This window comes from Ralstonia sp. AU12-08 (genome assembly GCF_000442475.1).
Classification (GTDB): domain Bacteria; phylum Pseudomonadota; class Gammaproteobacteria; order Burkholderiales; family Burkholderiaceae; genus Ralstonia; species Ralstonia insidiosa.
In genome coordinates this window covers 33,580-50,982 of the sequence record NZ_ASZV01000001.1, presented here as the reverse complement: position 1 = coordinate 50,982, position 17,403 = coordinate 33,580, and the positions used below count along the sequence as shown (strand labels likewise).

At 63.7% G+C, this 17,403-nt stretch carries 17 protein-coding genes; 6 read left to right on the top strand and 11 right to left on the bottom strand.

The genetic code is table 11. The features are described 5' to 3' along the window. From C404_RS60530 to C404_RS30905, 3 genes are all read right to left on the bottom strand, one after another. Positions 1–271 (bottom strand): hypothetical protein (locus C404_RS60530; RefSeq protein WP_235180598.1); only part of this gene is annotated, 271 nt, incomplete at its 3' end. 45 nt (positions 272–316) lie between these two features. Further along, positions 317–568, bottom strand: a complete 252-nt coding sequence (locus C404_RS30910; RefSeq protein ID WP_021192534.1) for an H-NS family nucleoid-associated regulatory protein — start codon at positions 566–568, stop codon at positions 317–319. A gap of 148 nt (positions 569–716) precedes the next feature. Beyond that, complete coding sequence (locus tag C404_RS30905; protein ID WP_031328621.1) at positions 717–1,631, bottom strand: DMT family transporter; 915 nt, start codon at positions 1,629–1,631, stop codon at positions 717–719. Between the two features lie 134 nt (positions 1,632–1,765). On the opposite strand from C404_RS30905, the gene C404_RS30900 reads away from it, so the two are divergent. After that, a complete protein-coding gene (locus C404_RS30900) occupies positions 1,766–2,218 on the top strand; it encodes an Lrp/AsnC family transcriptional regulator (RefSeq protein ID WP_021192532.1) in 453 nt (150 codons plus the stop codon). Positions 2,219–2,229: 11 nt separating this feature from the next. On the opposite strand, the gene C404_RS30895 is transcribed toward C404_RS30900, so the two are convergent. Further along, positions 2,230–3,408 (bottom strand): cystathionine beta-lyase, encoded by a 1,179-nt coding sequence (locus tag C404_RS30895; protein ID WP_021192531.1) that lies wholly within the window; start codon positions 3,406–3,408, stop codon positions 2,230–2,232. Between the two features lie 109 nt (positions 3,409–3,517). Between C404_RS30895 and C404_RS30890 the strand changes: the two genes are divergently transcribed. Then, a complete protein-coding gene (locus C404_RS30890) occupies positions 3,518–3,994 on the top strand; it encodes an Lrp/AsnC family transcriptional regulator (RefSeq protein WP_021192530.1) in 477 nt (158 codons plus the stop codon). Positions 3,995–4,135: 141 nt separating this feature from the next. Next, a complete protein-coding gene (gene ggt, locus C404_RS30885) occupies positions 4,136–5,872 on the top strand; it encodes a gamma-glutamyltransferase (protein WP_031328620.1) in 1,737 nt (578 codons plus the stop codon). Between the two features lie 69 nt (positions 5,873–5,941). On the opposite strand, the gene C404_RS30880 is transcribed toward ggt, so the two are convergent. The 5 genes from C404_RS30880 to C404_RS30860 form a co-directional block, all read right to left on the bottom strand. Next, complete coding sequence (locus C404_RS30880; protein WP_021192528.1) at positions 5,942–7,015, bottom strand: 4-hydroxyphenylpyruvate dioxygenase family protein; 1,074 nt, start codon at positions 7,013–7,015, stop codon at positions 5,942–5,944. Between the two features lie 80 nt (positions 7,016–7,095). Further along, on the bottom strand, positions 7,096–8,286 hold the full coding sequence (locus C404_RS30875) for an MFS transporter (RefSeq protein WP_021192527.1): 1,191 nt from the start codon (positions 8,284–8,286) through the stop codon (positions 7,096–7,098). A 5-nt stretch (positions 8,287–8,291) separates the two neighbouring features. Beyond that, positions 8,292–9,125, bottom strand: a complete 834-nt coding sequence (locus tag C404_RS30870) for a shikimate dehydrogenase family protein (protein WP_021192526.1) — start codon at positions 9,123–9,125, stop codon at positions 8,292–8,294. A 19-nt stretch (positions 9,126–9,144) separates the two neighbouring features. Continuing rightward, positions 9,145–10,530 carry an MFS transporter gene (locus C404_RS30865; RefSeq protein ID WP_021192525.1) on the bottom strand — a complete coding sequence of 462 codons (1,386 nt, stop codon included), beginning with the start codon at positions 10,528–10,530 and terminating at the stop codon, positions 9,145–9,147. Between the two features lie 240 nt (positions 10,531–10,770). Further along, entirely contained in the window at positions 10,771–11,538 is a 768-nt protein-coding gene (locus tag C404_RS30860) for an IclR family transcriptional regulator domain-containing protein (protein WP_021192524.1), read from the bottom strand. Between the two features lie 131 nt (positions 11,539–11,669). Here C404_RS30860 and C404_RS30855 point away from each other — a divergent pair, with 131 nt between their 5' ends. From C404_RS30855 to C404_RS30845, 3 genes are all read left to right on the top strand, one after another. Then, entirely contained in the window at positions 11,670–13,556 is a 1,887-nt protein-coding gene (locus C404_RS30855) for a bifunctional sugar phosphate isomerase/epimerase/4-hydroxyphenylpyruvate dioxygenase family protein (RefSeq protein ID WP_021192523.1), read from the top strand. 127 nt (positions 13,557–13,683) lie between these two features. Further along, on the top strand, positions 13,684–14,748 hold the full coding sequence (locus C404_RS30850) for a porin (protein WP_021192522.1): 1,065 nt from the start codon (positions 13,684–13,686) through the stop codon (positions 14,746–14,748). 362 nt (positions 14,749–15,110) lie between these two features. Further along, positions 15,111–16,535 carry an aminotransferase-like domain-containing protein gene (locus C404_RS30845; RefSeq protein ID WP_021192521.1) on the top strand — a complete coding sequence of 475 codons (1,425 nt, stop codon included), beginning with the start codon at positions 15,111–15,113 and terminating at the stop codon, positions 16,533–16,535. Between the two features lie 25 nt (positions 16,536–16,560). On the opposite strand, the gene moaD is transcribed toward C404_RS30845, so the two are convergent. Then, entirely contained in the window at positions 16,561–16,818 is a 258-nt protein-coding gene (moaD, locus tag C404_RS30840) for a molybdopterin converting factor subunit 1 (RefSeq protein WP_021192520.1), read from the bottom strand. Between the two features lie 8 nt (positions 16,819–16,826). Then, a complete protein-coding gene (locus tag C404_RS30835) occupies positions 16,827–17,396 on the bottom strand; it encodes a molybdenum cofactor biosynthesis protein MoaE (protein WP_021192519.1) in 570 nt (189 codons plus the stop codon). Positions 17,397–17,403: the final 7 nt, after the last annotated feature.

The window sequence follows — 17,403 nt, the reverse complement described above, 5'->3', positions numbered from 1 at the left end:
TGGCTTGTTGTTTCATTTTCGTTCTCCTTGATTGAGCAGGTGTCATTGACGGGGACAGGGCGTGATTGCCCGTCTTTGCCGTACGGTGCGCTGCGGTAGTGCGCAAACGCGTTCCGTGCAACTTGGTCGCCGCACTGACAGATTCCTGATACGGAAAACGAAAATTTTTTTTGGAGGGCGAAAAACCGCATTGCCCAAGAAAAAAGGCGACCCGAAATGGGCCGCCTTCAGGCAGAACAGGGTGGACGCCAATAGATTGCGCGCGACGCATTTGCAATGCGCCGCCAGTGGCTACCCCAGATGGGCACCGCTTTCTTTAGCTTACGCGGAAATGCTCGATGCTCTGTCCGGCATTCACTGCGCGCTGCAGCCAGTCGGGCATGTCGCCTGCGCCGTCCCAATGCTGACCGTCGGCGCTCATATAGATAGGGCCGGCGGGTGGGGGCGGTAAATCGAAGCAGCCTCGTGCCTGCAGGTCTTCGACCGACAGCGCATAGGTTTGCATTTGTTCCTGGATCCAGGCGATCGCGGCCTCGCGGCCCGGTTGTGGCGGGTGGCCTTCCTTCATCTTGTGCGTATGTTCTGGAGTTCTGCGTCCGTCCGGCGTCAAGAGAGAGAGACGGGCGCAGGGCGCGCCCGGGTGGCCGGCGGAAAACGCACAAGAATAACAGCAGTTGGGCAGCGGATTCGTGTTGTGGGGGCTTAAGCGTATTGCATTATTTGACAGCGGCCGAATCTGCACCCGGGCGCAGCCATCGACGCAACCACAGATAAGGCGACCAACCCAGGTTCATGCCCGCCGCCGCCAGCAGGATAGCCCCCGCCCCCAGAAACTGCGCCAACTGCAGCCGATGCCCGAAGGCAAGGATGTCAACGGCAATCGCAACGATCGGGTAGATGAACGACAGCGACCCCGTCAGATGCGTCGGCAACCGCTGAATGGCGCCGTAAAGCAGGATGTACATCAGCCCGGTGTGCACCACGCCCACTGTCACCAGCAACACCCACGTATGGGCATCGGCCGGCGGGTGCGTCAAGTTGGCCAGCGGCGCCAGCATCAGCACGCCCACGCACACCTGGATGAGCGCAATCAGGTGCGGTGGCGTGCCGGCCAGCTTCTTGGTGATGATGGCCGCCACCGCATAGGCAAACGCCGCACCCAGCGCCAGCGCGATGCCCATCAGGTAGTCCGTGCCGCTAGCCGCCGCCGGCCCCACTTGCACGATCAGCACGACCCCGACAAAGGCGATGGCCAGCCAGGTCAGCTTGGCTGCCGTCAGCCGCTCCGATAGAAACAGGGCACCCAGTCCCACCAGCATGAACGGCTGCGTGTTGTAGACCGCCGTGGCAATCGAGATGGACGCCCGCGGATACGCAGCAAACAGCAGCAGCCAGTTGATGACGATGGCCACCCCACCCAATGCGGCAATGCCGGCGCGCTTCCAGGTGATGGCGCCGCGCAGCAACCCCAGCCCCGCGCACACCGCCAGCAGCGTGAGCGCGCCGAACAGGCAGCGCCAGAACACCACGTCCATCACCGGTTGACCGGAGCGGACCACGAACCAGCCGATCGTCCCGGAAATCGTCATGGCGGTGGTCATCTCGACCGTGCCGCGTGTCTTGTCGTTCATGAAGCTGCCCCGTGTTTTTGTATGCAAGAAGGATCGCACGCGCATTGCCTGACTTCCATTGCTTTTCTGAGGCAAACTGATGGTTCTTGCTAATGAAATAAGGCCAAAGACACCAATGGCCGTTGGGAGGTGCAATGAGCACGATTGATGCGCTGGATCAGCGGATTCTGGATGTCCTGCTGACCGATTCCCGTAGCTCGCTCAAGCAACTGGCCGAGCAGGTGGGGCTGTCGTCCCCCAGTGTGTCGGAGCGTCTGCGCCGGTTGGAAGAGCGCGGCGTTATCCGCCATTACACGGTCGACATTGACCCGAAAGCGCTGGGCTACACGCTGCAGGCCATCGTGCGGGTGCGGCCCATGCCGGGCAAGCTGCATATCGTGCAGAAGCTGATCGAAGAGATTCCGGAGATCGGCGAATGCGACAAGGTCACGGGCGAGGATTGCTTTATCGCCCGGCTGTATGTGCGCTCGATCGACCAGCTCGACCACATCCTCGATCGTGTAGCCGATCACGCCGAGACCAACACAGCCATCGTCAAGGCCCAGCCGGTGCGGCGGCGGGCGCCGCCGTTTGTGTCGGCTGATTGATGCAATGGGCGCTACGCAGTGACAGCCTGCTGGGTGGTGAACGCGTGCGCCATGGCTTGCCGCAGATCGGCTATCAGGTCTTCTGGCGCCTCCAGTCCGACATTGAGCCGCACCAGGCGGCCGCGATAGTGCCGATTCGGACGTACCAGATCGGGATACGGCATCACCAGGCTGCTTGTGCCGCCCCAGCTCATGCCAATCCGGAACACACGTAGCGCATCAATAAATGCATTGACCTGTGCGGCGGACACGCTCTCCTGAAACACCACCGAGAACACGCTGGTCGCGCCGGTAAAGTCGCGCCTCCAGAATTCGTGCCCCGGGCATGACGGCAACGCTGGATGCAGCACGGTGGCAATGCAGTCCTGCAGATGCAGCCAGCGCGCCACCGCCAGCGTGGAGGCCTGCAGGCGCTCCAGCCGCAGCCCCAAGGTTTGCAGGCCGCGCAGTGCCAAGCTGCAGTCATCGGGCGATGCGCCCATGCCCAGGTCGGCAAACGCACTCCCCACGCGCTCGAACATGGCTTCCGAGTTGACCGAGACCGAGCCGAGCAACAGGTCGCTGTGGCCGCCCACGTACTTGGTCAGCGCCTGCATGCTGATGTCGACCCCGTGGGCGAAGGCGTCGAAATACACGCCAGCCGTATACGTGTTGTCGAGCGCAACCGGCACGCCGCGCGCGTGCGCCGCCGCCACGATGGCCGGCACGTCCTGCACTTCCATCGTGACCGAGCCAGGGCTTTCGGTCCAGACGAGCGTCGTGTTCGGGCGGATGAGTGCTGCAATGCCGGCGCCGATGAGCGGGTCGTACGTTTGCACCTCGATGCCCATGCGTTTGAGCAGGCCATCGGCCATGGCGCGGTTGGGCCCATAGGCGTTGAACGGCACCAGCGCGTGGCTGCCCGCGCCGCAGCAGGCCAGATAGACGAGGGCGATGGCCGCCTGCCCACCCGGCACGATAAAGCTATGGCGAGCACGTTCCAATTGCGCGATCCGCGCACCCAGTTCAATGGCTGTGGGCGTGCCGTAAAGACCGTAGGTGTAGCCGTGTTGGGCATTGCGCCAATCGTCCACCACCTCTGCCGCATTGTCGAACAACACGGTTGAGCCGCGGTAGACCGGTGTCGCCAGCGAACGAAAGCCGCCCGGGGCCAGCGTTTCCGGGTCGACGAGCTGTGAATGCCAGTGCATGGGAGGGGCCTCTGCAAACCAATGATCACGAAATCCTATGTCACGTCTGCAGAGCAAATTCCGCTATTCTGCGTGGCCAGACGCAAAAATTTCTCACCTTGAGCCTGTCATGGCCGCGCAGAAACCGCTCGAACTCGACACCTTCGACATCGCCATCCTCAACGCCGTGCAACGGTGCTACACCACGCCGCTACGTGTGATTGGGGAGCAGGTGAATCTGTCGACCGCCGCCGTGCAGCGGCGCATCAAGCGAATGGAAGAGGCGGGCGTCATCGTCGGCAACGTGGCGGTGGTGGACCCGGAGCGGGTGGCCAAGCCTATTACCGTGATCGTCGAGGTGCATGCGGAGCGCACCAATACCGCAGCCATGGTTGCACTCAAGAAAGCGTTGTCTGTCCCCGAGGTGCAGCAGTGCTATTACGTGACCGGCGAGGCTGACTTCGTGCTCATCCTCAACGTGGCCACGATGACGGAATACGAAGCCCTGGCGCGCCGCATGTTCGACGACAACGACAGCATCAAGTGGTACCGCACGGCCGTCGTGCTCAATCGCGTGAAGGTCGGGCTCGAGGTGCCGCTGGGCTAACGCCGTGCGGCCCACCGCCTGCGCAAGGCGTCAATACGGGGATGAGGCTATAGTGCCCGAGCGCGCTGCCTGATAACGTTTCGCGCGCCATAACACGACGCCGGCACGACTGGCGTCCATGAAGGTACCCAAGGAGCTCCTATGCAGAATCCAAGAACAGGCATGCGGTGGATCGCCGCCGCAATCGCATCGGTCAGCATCGCTGCCGTTGCCCCCTCATACGCCGCCTCCGTGGCGCCGGTTGCCGCAGAAAACGGAATGGTCGTCTCCGCGCAGCACCTCGCCACCATGGTGGGCGTGGACGTGCTCAAGCGCGGCGGTAACGCAGTCGACGCGGCCGTGGCAGTTGGCTATGCGCTGGCCGTGGTTTATCCCGCTGCCGGCAATTTGGGCGGCGGTGGTTTCATGACCATCCAGCTGGCCGATGGCCGCAAGACCTTCCTCGACTTCCGTGAAGTCGCGCCGAAGGCCGCCACCGCCAACATGTACCTGGACAAGGACGGCAACGTCATCAAGGGCGCCTCTACCAAGGGCCATCTGGCCGTGGGCGTGCCGGGCACGGTGTCGGGCATGGAGTACGCACGCCAAAAGTACGGCACCATGCAACGCGCTGCATTGATCGCACCGTCCATCGCACTGGCTGAAAAGGGTTTCACCCTCGACCAGGGCGACGTCGACATGCTGCACACCTCCACCAAGGACTTCCAGGAAGATGCCGCCTCGGGCGCGATCTTCCTGAACAAGGGCCAGCCCTTCCAGGTGGGTGAGAAGCTGGTGCAGCATGACCTAGCCAAGACACTGCGCGAGATCAGCAACAAGGGCACCGACGGCTTCTACAAGGGCTGGGTCGGGGAGGCCATTGCTGCATCGAGCAAGGCCGGTGGCGGTCTGATTACGATGGCAGACCTGACGAGCTACAAGACGCGTGAACTGGCGCCGGTCGAGTGCGATTACCGCGGCTACCACGTGGTCTCCGCACCGCCCCCGAGCTCGGGCGGCGTGATCATCTGCGAGATGCTCAACATTCTGGAAGGCTATCCGCTCAAGGAACTGGGCTGGCACTCCGCGCAGGCGACGCACTACCAGATCGAAGCCATGCGCCACGCCTATGTGGACCGCAACAGCTACCTGGGCGACCCGGATTTCGTGAAGAACCCGCTGGACCGCCTGCTGAGCAAGGATTACGCGGCCAAGATCCGTGCCGTGATCGACCCGAAGAAGGCGGGCGTGTCGAAGGACATCAAGCCGGGCGTAGAGCCGCATGAGGGCAGCAACACGACGCACTACTCGATTGCGGACAAGTACGGCAACGCCGTGTCGGTCACGTACACGCTCAATGACTGGTTTGGCGCCAAGGTCACGGCCGCCAAGACGGGCGTGATCCTGAACGACGAGATGGATGACTTCACCGCCAAGGTCGGCGTGCCGAACCTGTACGGTCTGGTGCAGGGTCAAGCCAACTCGATCGCCCCGGGCAAGCGTCCGCTGTCTTCTATGAGCCCGACCATCGTGACCAAGGACGGCAAGCCTGTCATGGTGGTGGGCACGCCGGGTGGCAGCCGCATCATCACGGCCGTCATGCTGACCATGATCAACGCCATCGACTACGACATGAACGTGCAGGAAGCCGTGGATATGCCGCGCTTCCACCAGCAATGGCTGCCGGATGTGACCAACGTCGAGCCGTACGCGCTGTCGCCGGACACGCGCAAGGTGCTGACCGACATGGGCCACAACCTGGGGGCGCCGCAGCCGGCCAACCACCTGGCGGCCATCATCGTTGGTGCGCCGTCGCTGGGCGGCAAGCCGGTGGGCAACAACAAGTTCTATGGCGCGAATGATCCGCGTCGCAATACGGGGTTGGCTGCCGGTTACTGATCGGCACCGCACCACAAAAAAGCCCGCCAGAGTTTCGGCGGGCTTTTTTCATGGCTGGGCGGAAGCGGGTCAGGCCGCCGCGGTCAGCACGGGCAGATTGCCCTCGCCGAAGCCATGGTGCCCACGCCGCTGCACGATCTCGAAGAAGATTTCGCCCGGGTGGCGTTTGACAAAGGTCTGTAGGAACAGCTTGGGCACGCCGTCGACGATCTCGCCATCGATGAGGATGCCGTACTGGCGCAGGGCACCGAGATCCAGGCCATGCCCGGGCAGGCGTGCATCGACCGTGTCGTAATAGTGCGCAGGCGGCTCGACAAAGGTGAGGCCGTTGGCCGCCAGCGCGGCTGCCGTGTGCAGGATGTCGTCGGTGGCCAGTGCAATGTGTTGCACGCCTTCGCCGGGGTGGTCGGGCAGGTAGGCGTGCATCAGGTGGGCGCGGTGCGTGCCTTCTTCGTAGAGCGGAATCCGGATCGTGCCGCACGACGACACCATCACGCGGGAATCCGGCGCGACATGCCAATTGGCGTGCAGCTCGTGGATTTCGCTAAAGCCCAGTTGGGTGCGATAGAAATCGATCCAATCCTGCAGCCGGCCGGCGCCGACGGTTTGCGTCAAGTGGTCGACCCGCGCAAGCCCAACACCAGCGTGGTGCCAGTCTTCATGCGCGGTGGCTGGGTCCAGCGGCCGGAAGTCGATGTCGTAGATGGAGATGTCGCCCAGGCCGCCCTTGGCGCCGTGCTTGCCGCGCCAGCGATCGACAAAATACAGGTGCGTATCGCCCACGCCCTGGATGGCAGGGATGACCAGTTCACTCGGGCCGATCGGCTCGGCCTCGGCCGGCCATGCGCCCAGTTCGACAGCACGGTCATAGGCGCGCTGCGCATCATCGACGCGGATGCCGATCGCGCAGATGCCCACGCCGTATTCCTCGGCCCAACGGTAGGCGAAGGAGTCGGCCTCTGCGTTGACGAGGAAGTTCATGTCGCCCTGCCGGTACAGCGTCACGTCTTTGCTCACGTGGCGCGCGATGGCCTTGAAGCCAAACGATTGGAACATCTGCCCCAGTGCGGTCGGCTCCTGGGTGGCGAACTCGACAAACTCCAGGCCGGCGGTCTTGAACGGCAAGTCGGCATTGCGGCCCATGTGTGAACTCCTGTAGCTGAGCAAAGAGTGAGAACTCCGCATTGTGTACCACGCCTGTGGCAATGCGCACGCACCTGCGGCTATGCGGCAACCCTTTGCAGATTCGATGGACGCGGTAGCCTTGGCAGCCACACGAAGGCGATCGACGCCAGCACCGTGCCGGCAAGCATCATCGGCACGACCATCGGCCACGCGCCCAGGCTGTGCGATGGGTTGTCAAAGGCGGCAGCCGTTTGCCCCAGGCAGAAGGCGGCCAGCATCATGATGAAGCCCGACCATGACACCGCGCGCCCCGCAAGATGCGGAAGTTCGCCCACCGCGCCTGCCTGGCCGCAAGGCTGATGGATGCCGTGCCCCATGCAATAGACGCCGTGCCCAAGCAGCAGCGGCCATGCCTCCCCGGGGAGTAGCCAGCAGCCCAGCGCCTGGATGCCGGCACCGCATAGGCTGAGCGTTGCGCCTTGTTGCACGGTCCGCACGAGGCTTTGGTGACGCAGCAGGCGCCGGCAAACGGTCGTACTCACGATATAGACGAGCGAGCCGCCGGCCGGTATCCAGCCATACAGCGCGGGCGACAGGCCGAGGTAGGCGATGTAGACCATCGGCGAGAGCAGCAGGAAGCAGAACATGCCGGCGTAGGTCGTGGCGGCCAGCAGCCCCCAGACGCGGAAGTCCGCGCTGGCAAAGATCTCGCGCACCCCGCCGGCCTGGGTGTGTGTGTCTTGCCGGGTCTCGGCAAAGCCGTACCAGCACATCGCCCACAGCACGAGCGCATAGCCGCTCATGCCCGCGAGCACCCAGCGCCAACCGGCATGCTGCGCGACAAAGGCGCCCAGAATCGGCGCCGCCAATGCCACGAAACCCAGCCCGGTGAGACCACGCGCCATCACATGTGGGCCGTCGCGCGCCGGATGCAGATCGCGTACGGCCGCACGTGCGCACACCAGGATGGCCGCCATGGCGAAACCCTGCATGGCACGCGCTGCCGTCAGCATTGGCGCGGTCATCGACAGGGCGCCGGCCAGCGCCGCAAGGGCGTAGCACGCCAGCCCGATCAGCAGGACCTGTCGGCGGCCAAACCGATCGGCAAGGCTGCCCATCGGCAGTTGCCCAATGCCAAAGGCCAGCGCGAAGACCGTGAGGCTCGTGCTGGCCGAGCCCAGCGCCTGGGCAATCGCGGGCAGGGCGGGGAGGTAGCTGTCGGTCGCCACCGGCTGCGCAGACAGCAACAGCGGCAGCAGCAGGGCAAAGCTCAGCGGGCGACGCGTCATCGAACTCAGTAGGCAATGGCTGCCGTACGCCGCAGTTCTTCTGCAGTTGCGGTGCCAAAGCCGAAGAATTCCAGGTAGGCGGGAATCATCTCGAACAGCATGTCGGTGCCCACCTGGACTTCGCAGCCCTTGTCGAGCGCCGCGCGCAGCAACGGGGTGAATTCCGATTTCATGACCACCTCGCCGACAAAGCAGCTGGGCGCGATGCGTGATACGTCGAAGGGCAGCGGGTCGTCGTCCTTCATGCCCACCGGGGTGGCGTTGACGACGACGTCGAAGCCGTCCGGGTCATTCGAGCCGGTGTGCACCACCAACGCCGGGTAGTGCTCACGCAGACGCCGGCCCAGCGATTCAGCCGAGGCTGCGCGCGTGTCGTACAGAGCCAGCTCGCCCACACCGGCGGCGGCCAGGGACGCGGCAATCGCCGAGCCCACACCCCCCGCACCGGAGAGCAGCACGCGCGCGCCTTCCAATTTGTGCCCCTTGCGCAGCACGCCGCGCACAAAGCCTGCGCCATCAAACTGGTCGCCCAGCAGCGTGCCGTCTTCGCGCTTGAGCACCGCGTTGCACGCGCCGGCAATGCGCACAGCGGGCGTCACCTCATCGACCAGATCGACCGTGGTCACCTTGTGCGGCATGGTGATCAGTGCGCCGCGCAGATTGGTGAAGCGGAAGATCGACTGGAGGCTCTGCGTGTAGTCCTCCGCCTTGACCCCCATGGGCACCACAACGGCGTCGATGCCCTTCTGTTCGAACCAGGGGTTGTAGATCATCGGCGACTTGAAGGTCTCGGTCGGGTCGCCGATGTGGGCGATGAGGGTGGTTTTTCCAGAAATCATGGTTCAGGAGGTGCGTGTTTCAGGCGGCCAGAGCGCCGGCCCGCTGGCGGGCGTATTCGGCTTTATCGACGGGTTGCGCGGCTGGCTGGCCCAGGTCTTCCATGTGGATGCGGTAGGTTTCGCGCGCGCTCATGGCGGCCACGGCGGCAATGATGGTCACGCCGAAGGCGATGGCGCCAACGGTCAGCCAGATGTTGTCCGACCCCGGGGGCGCCACGGCCGTGAAGAGGGCCGGCAGCATGGCGGTGATGGCGGTGCCGATGTTTTGCGAAATCGCCATCGCCGACACGCGGGTGCGCGTCGGGAACAGCTCGGGATAGAAACTCGGGAACACCGCGTTGTAGCCCTGGTAGACCACGCCCCACATCAGAATCGACATGCCAAACGCCAGCGGCACATTCTTGATGCTGATGGCATACAGATAGCCAAACGCGAGCAGGCCGGCAAGCAGCGAGCCGATCACGATGGGCGGCTTGCGGCCGACGCGGTCGGACAGGTCGCCCACATACGGAATGACCAGCACGGCGACGATGTTGCCCACCACCGGAATCCACAGGTAGATGTCCTTGGCAAAGCCGATGCCGTATGCCGGTTGCACCGCATAGGCTGCGCCGAAGATGGTTGCCACCACCGGAATCACGTTCATCAGCGCCATGCACACCACGCGCAGCATGTCGGGCGTGCTGTATTTGAACGCCTCGAGGATGGGCGAACGAGGGCGGCCCTGTTGCTGTTGCTCAGCGGTAAAGGCCGGCGTTTCGTGCACTTCGCGGCGGATGACGTAGCCCGCGACGATGACGATGAAACTCAGCAGGAACGGAATGCGCCAGCCCCAGGTGTTGAACTGTTCGGCAGGCATGTAGTGCGCCAGCGGCAAGAAGACGGCAGCCGCCAGGATCTGCCCGGCCTGCACGCCCTGCAGCGTAAAGCTCGCAAAGAACCCGCGCCGGCCAAACGGTGCATGCTCCAGGATCATCGAACTGGCGCCCGAAATTTCACCGGCCACGGCAAAACCCTGGATCAGCCGCATGATGACCAGCAATGTGGGGGCCAACAGCCCAACTTGGTCATACGTTGGCAGCAGACCCACGGCGATGGTCGAAAAACCCATCAGGAACATGCACACCAGCAGGACGTTCTTGCGCCCGTGCGTGTCGCCCAGATGGCCCAGCACAAACGCGCCGATCGGCCGTGCGATATACCCCACGCCGTACGTGGCCAGTGAGGCGACGATGGCCGTCTTCGGATCCCCCTTGGGGAAGAAGATCTGCGGGAAGATCAGCGCCGCCGCGGTGGCGTAGATGAAGAAGTCGTAGTACTCGAGCGCCGAGCCGATCCAGCCGCTGGCGGCGGCTTTCTTCGACTGGTGCTTGCCCAGCGGTTCGTGGGCAGGGGCTGCGGTCATGGTGGTCTCCGGTTTTGATCTGTGCGGCCTATCGTGAAGGTGGTGCAATGAAGGGCCGTCTGTACACGCACCGCAGCGTAGTCCGCCGCCATGGCGGGGCACAAGCCGCTGCCGGCTGAAAACGTTCGATAATCGCACAACATGGTGCGAATAACGTACGACTCAAGGGTTTCTCCGAGTCCGTACGCGTGACAAAGGGTTGAGGTATTGCGCCGGGAAAGTGCGTGATGGGCTGTCGGCCTACAACACCCGCATGATCGACAGCGCGGTGTCCTGCAGCACCTGCAGCACGCGCTGCAAGGCCTGCTCCGTGGTCTCTTCGCCGACTTGCATGTTCACGCTCAACGCGGCAATCACGTTGCCTTGGCGATCGCGCAGCGGCACCGCCACGCCGCGCACGCCGATCTGCAATTGCTGCTCGACCACGGCGTAATCCTGTCGACTGGCCCTGCGAATTTCATCGAGCAGCCGTTCGCGCTGCAGGATCGTATACGGCGTATAGGGCGTCAGCACGCAGGTCTCCAGCCATGCCTTGACGGCCTGCTCGGGCTGCGCGGCCAGCATCATCACCCCGGCGGATGCAAGCGGCGCTGGCACACGTGCCCCTAGCACGAAGCCCGTGCTCATCACGCGGCTCGTGCTGGTGCGCGAGATGAACACCAGCTCCCAGTCGTCGAGCACGCTCAGGTACGCCACCTCACCAACGGCTGCCGTCACCTGCTGCAGGAATGGCTGCACCGTGCGGGGCAAGCGGGCCGAGTCAAAGTAGGACCACCCCACCTTCAGCACGCGCGGCGTCAGGCTGAAGAGCGTGCCTTCGCTGGTGAGGTAACCGAGGTGCTCCAGGGTCAGCAGGTAACGGCGCGCGGCCGTGCGCGTCAGCCCGGTCAGCTCGGCCGCCTGCGTGGGGGTCAGGCGTGGATGCTCGTGGTCGAACGCCTCAAGGATGGCAAGCCCTTTCTCCAGCCCGGCGATCCAGTCGCGCCGATCGAGCGGTTCTTTCTTCATGGCGATAACCCTAGGAACGTGCGATATGTGCGCATGATTGTACGATTATCGAACGCTGTTGCGCGAATGCCGCTTGTGAGCGCACGGGGTGCCCACCTACGCTGCGGGCATCGTCTGACCACCGCATCGCCATGAATCCGCTTCGCCCGGGCCCCCGCCCCAAATGCATCGCCACCGTGTGCCTGTCTGGCACGTTGCCCGAGAAACTGGAAGCGGCTGCTGCTGCCGGGTTTGACGGCATCGAGATCTTTGAGAGCGACCTGCTGAATTTTGACGGCTCGCCGGCGCGCGTACGACAGATGGCGGCAGACCTGGGGCTGGCGATCATGCTGTACCAGCCGTTTCGCGATTTCGAGGCGATGCCGCAGGATCTGCTCGCCCGCAATCTGGCGCGCGCCCAGCGCAAGTTCGACGTGATGGCTGAACTGGGTGTCGAGACGGTGCTGGTGTGCAGCAACGTGCAGGACATCGCGATCGATGACCCCGCGCGTGCTGCGGACGATCTGCGCCAGATGGCCGAAGCCGCTGCGCAACGCGGGCTGCGCGTGGGTTACGAGGCGCTCGCCTGGGGCCGGCACACCCGGCGTTGGCGTCAGGCATGGCAGATCGTGCAGCAGGCCGACCACTCCGCGCTCGGGCTGATCCTGGACAGCTTCCATACGCTGTCGCTGGGTGACACGTTGGATGGCATCCAAGACGTGCCTGCGGACAAGCTCTTCTTCGTGCAGTTTGCGGATGCGCCCAAGCTGTCGATGGACGTGCTGTCCTGGAGCCGGCATCACCGCAATTTCCCCGGGCAGGGCGATCTGCCTGTCGCGGCGTTTGCGTGCGATCTGCTTGCCGCCGGTTATGCGGGGCCACTGTCGCTGGAGGTCTTCAATGACGAGTTTCGCTCCGCCCCTGCGCGTTTGACGGCCCTGGACGGGATGCGATCGCTGATCTGGCTGGAGTCGGAAGCCGGTGGCGTTGCGCTGCCTGAGCCCGCCCGTTTTGCCGGCGTGGATTTCCTGGAGTTTGCCGTGGATGCCACTGCCGGGCGGGAGCTGGAGGCGCGCCTGCGTGCGTTGGGGTTTGGTCTTGCGGGCCACCATCGCTCCAAGGCGGTGGATCTGTACCGGCAGGGCGGCGTGAATGTGATCCTGAACATGGAGCAGGACAGTGCAGCGTCGGAACACTTCCAATTGCATGGGCCATCCGTCTGCGCGATCGGCCTGAAGGTGGACGATGCCGAGCGCGCAATGACACGCGCCCGCGCGTTGTGCTGCCAGGAGTGGCGCGGGCCGGTGGGGCCGAGCGAGCGCAGCATTCCTGCGTTGCGCGCACCGGATGGCACGTTGCTCTATCTGATCGATGATCGCCTCGCCGAGCGCAGTATCTACGAGAGCGATTTCATTCTGCAGCCCGAAGCGCAGTCCGCTGCCACCGGATTGGCCTCGATCGACCACGTTGCGCAGGCGCTGCCCGCGCATCGGCTCGACAGCTTTGTGTTGTTCTATCGCGCCGTTTTCGGCATGCAGGCCGAAGCGGTGCAGGAAATTGCCGACCCCTACGGCTTGGTGAAAAGCCGGGCGATGGTGAGCCCGGACCGCAACCTGCGGATTCCGCTCAACGTGTCGGAAAGCGGGCACACGGCAACCGGCCGCTTCATTGCCGCGTATGCGGGCTCGGGCGTGCATCACATTGCCTTCCGTACGGACCGGCTGTTCGACACCGTTGAGGCCATCGACCGCAGCGTGGCCCGCATGCTGCACGTGCCCGAGAACTACTACGACGACGTGGCCGCCAGGCTCGGCCTGGACGACACGCTACTCACGCGCCTGCATGACGACGGGTTGCTCTACGACCGCGACCCCCACGGCGATTTCCTGCACGTCTACACCGAGCCCTTCCGCGAGCGCTTCTTCTTCGAGCTCGTCCAGCGCGACGGCTACCTGGGCTATGGCGCCGCAAACGCGGCTGTGCGCATGGCCGTGCAAGCGCAGATGAGCCGCACCGGCGCGACAGCGGCTGACCGCTAAACCACGACACCTTTGACTTGACGCCCACGGCGTGTGCTGCTGTGGGCGGGTTCCACGCAACACCATGGCTGCGCGGGCAGCCATCGCACATTCAACCCCATCACATCAAAGAGGAGACAGGGGAGCCATGAACAAGACAATGATCGCCGCACTGGTACTCGGAGCCACGAGCCTGCCGGCAGCGGCGCAATCCACCGGCGGTGTCACGCTCTATGGGCTGATCGACACCACCATCCGCTACAGCACGCATGAGAATGCGGCGGGCAACAGCAATCTGCAGATGATGGACGGCGTGCTGACCGGCAGCCGCTGGGGTTTGCGCGGCACGGAGGATCTGGGTGGCGGCACCAAGGCCATATTCATCCTCGAATCGGGGTTCTTTCCCGATACCGGTGGTAGTCAGCAGGGCGGCCGGCTGTTTGGGCGCACCGCGGTCGTCGGCCTGGAGGGCGACTACGGCAAGCTTTACCTCGGCCGACAGTACACGCTGGCGCATGAGGTGCTGTCTTCGTATGAAGCGATGGCGTTTGCCAACAACTCCATCGTCGGCTATCAGGGCGGCAACTACACCGGCTTGCGTTACGACAACACGGTCAAGTACATCAAGTCGTTCGGTGGCTTGCAGCTGGCCGGCGCGTGGACCTTTGGCGAGGCCACCGGCAGCTTCAGCAAGAGTTCGGCTGGTGCAGGTTCGATCGTCTACAGCATGGGGTCGGCGGAAGTAGGCGCGGTGTACCAGGTCACGCGCGATGTGTCTTCGGCGTTCTTCGGCGCGGTGCCGGCGGCGCTGGCCAGCAAGCAGACGGTCTGGGGTTTTGGCGGCAAGCTCGATACCTCGATCGCCACGTGGTACCTGGGCTACACAAACAGCCGCCTCGACGTGGCCGATTACAAGAACCAGGCCGCCTATGTTGGCGCGAAGGTGCCAATCTCCGGCGCGTTGAGCTTCATCGGCACCGTGCAGTACGACTGGATGAAGCATCTTGATGCCAGCGGCAAGCGCCTGACCTCCGCCGGCATGCTCGACTATGCCTTCAGCAAGCGTACCGACGTGTATGCGGAAGTGGACTACACGCGCCTGCAAGGTGCCTGGATTGCGCTGAATAGTGCAGCCGCGTTCAACAACTCGGGCAATACCTACGGCAACAACTCGCGGCTGGGTGTGATGCTGGGGGTGCGTCACAAGTTCTGAATGCTTGGATATTCGTTGTTGTGACTTTGGCCCGCCGCGATCTGTGGCGGGCGCATGCCCTCCTGGGTATCGACATCGCTGCGCCTGCATGTGCTCGGTACATCCTGCCCCAAAATGTGACGCAATCGCCGCCGCGATCAGGCGGAATACAGTTCGCGAGAAATTAAGAATTCGCGTAAAACTGTACTCTTCAGCACCGTACTGATGTGTGCTCATGCACAGCTGCACTGTGCCTTTACGCTTCCCCTATCGAATACACATGCGGCCGGCCGGACACGGGCAAGCCGCCAAGGGAGCACAGTCGTGGAACGGACAAAGCGGAGCACAAGTGCTGGCGGAAAGCCGCAGGCAGGGAGCCTCTGATGAAGCTCTATGAGAAGTTTGCGGACGACCTCGAGCGCCTGATCCGGCAGGGCGTCTACCACCACGGAGACCGCATCCCATCGGTGCGCCAGGCCAGCCAGCAGCACCGCATCAGCATCACGACGGTGCTGCATGCGTATCTGCTGCTGGAGAGCCGTGGGCTGCTGGAGAGCCGCCCGCAGTCGGGCTACTTCGTCAACCTGCAGCGCGGCAATGGTGAGCTGCACATGCGTGAACTGCAGCCGTCCAAGCCGATGGCGATCTCATCGTCGGTGGACGTGAGCCGGCTGGTGCTTTCGACCCTGCGCTCGATTGGTACCAACGATGCGATACCGCTTGGCTCGCCGTATCCGGACCCTGCGCTGTTCCCGTTCGAGAAGCTCAACCGCTACGCTTACACCGCCGGCCGCGAGAAGGGGCTGTGGGGCGTGACGGGCGCACTGCCGCCCGGCCATCCCCGGCTGGTGCGCCAGATTGCGCGCCGCTATCTGGAGAACGGCCTGTCGGTCGACCCCAACGAGATCATCGTCACCGTGGGCGCAACGGAGGCCATCAACCTCTGTCTGCAGGCCGTCGCCAAGCCCGGCGATGTGATTGCGGTGGAGTCGCCCACGTTCTACGCCATGCTCCACGCGATCGAGCGGATGGGCATGAAAGCCATCGAGGTGGCGACGCACCCCGAATACGGCATCGACATTGCCGCGCTGGCCGCGATTGTGAAGTCGCAGCCGATTGCGGCGTGCATGGTGATGCCCAATTTTCAGAACCCGCTGGGTTTCCAGATGCCAGACGAGCGCAAGCGCGAGCTGGTTGAGTTCCTCACGCGGGTGGATATTCCCGTGATCGAGAACGGCGTCTACAACGAGCTGTACTACGGCAACGCGCACCCGAGCAGCCTGAAGTCGTACGACAAAAAGGGGCTGGTGCTGCATTGCTCGTCGTTCTCGAAGAGCCTGACGGCCGCGTACCGGATCGGCTGGGCGCTGCCGGGCCGGTATCGCGACCAGGTGGAGAAGCTCAAGTTTCTGAACACGCTGACCACGCCGTCGATCCCGCAATTGGCCATCGCGGAGTTCCTGGAGCACGACGGCTACGAGCACCACCTGCGACGGGTCCGCAAGGCCTACGCGCAACAGGCCAACCTGATGCGGGCGATGGTCTCGCGGTTCTTTCCGGCGGGCACGCGCATGTCAAGCCCGGCAGGAGGCTACGTGCTGTGGGTAGAGCTGCCACCCAAGGTGGATGCGATGCGCTTGTATCAACTCGCGCTCGAACGTGGCATCACGATTGGGCCGGGTTACATGTTCTCGATTTCGGACACCTACCGGAATTACATCCGGCTCAACTACAGCAGTACGTGGTCGAGCGAGATCGAGCAGGCCGTCATTACCGTCGGCAAGCTGGTCGCGATGTGCGACCGCTGAGCGGGGGCGAATTGGTGGCCGCAGGTCAGCCACCGGTAACGGGCGGGAAGAACGCAACTTCGCAGTCCTCGCGCACGATGAACGCGCCGTCGACGGTCTCCTGATTGACGGCAGCCCGCACCGCCCGACCGGTGCGCAACGCTTCGGCGGTTTGCGCATGCCTCGCGGCCAGGGTGGAGCGCAGTGCGTCGATGCTCAGTTCGGGCACGTCGATGTCGATGGTTTCCTGCGTGATGCCCAACTGCTCGCGAATGCTGGCGAAATATCGGATGTTGAGTTTCATGGATGTGCTTATCCCCAGCGCTTCATGGCTTGCTCGTCGCTGATTTTGGTTTCGACCCATTCGGATGCGCCGCTGCGCTGGATCTCCTTCTTCCAGAACGGTGCGTGAGTCTTGAGAAAGTCCATCAGAAACTCGCAGGCGTCGAACGCCGATGCGCGATGCGGCGCAGCCACCGCAACCAGCACCACCGGATTGCCCAGCGCAATGCGGCCCACGCGATGGACGATCTTCACGGCTTCGACCTGCCAACGCGCCGTCGCTTCTTCAATGAGGGTCCAGAGCGTCTGCTCGGTCATGCCGGGATAGTGCTCCAGCTCCAGCGCGATCACATCGTCGAGGTCGCCGCTTTGTCTTACGACGCCTACGAAGTTCACGACCGCGCCGACCTTCGGGTTGCGCATGATCGGCTCAAGCTCGGCTTGAATTTCAATCGGGACGCGCTGCAGGCGCACCTCGAAGCCTGCGGCAATGTTCAGTTGCCGGCCTTCAGGCTGAAACGCTGTGTTCTCGATGTCTGGGGTGTCGGTGCTGGCCTGCACATCGGACTGTGCGGGTGGGTGATCGGCGGTGGGTGTCATCGCTATG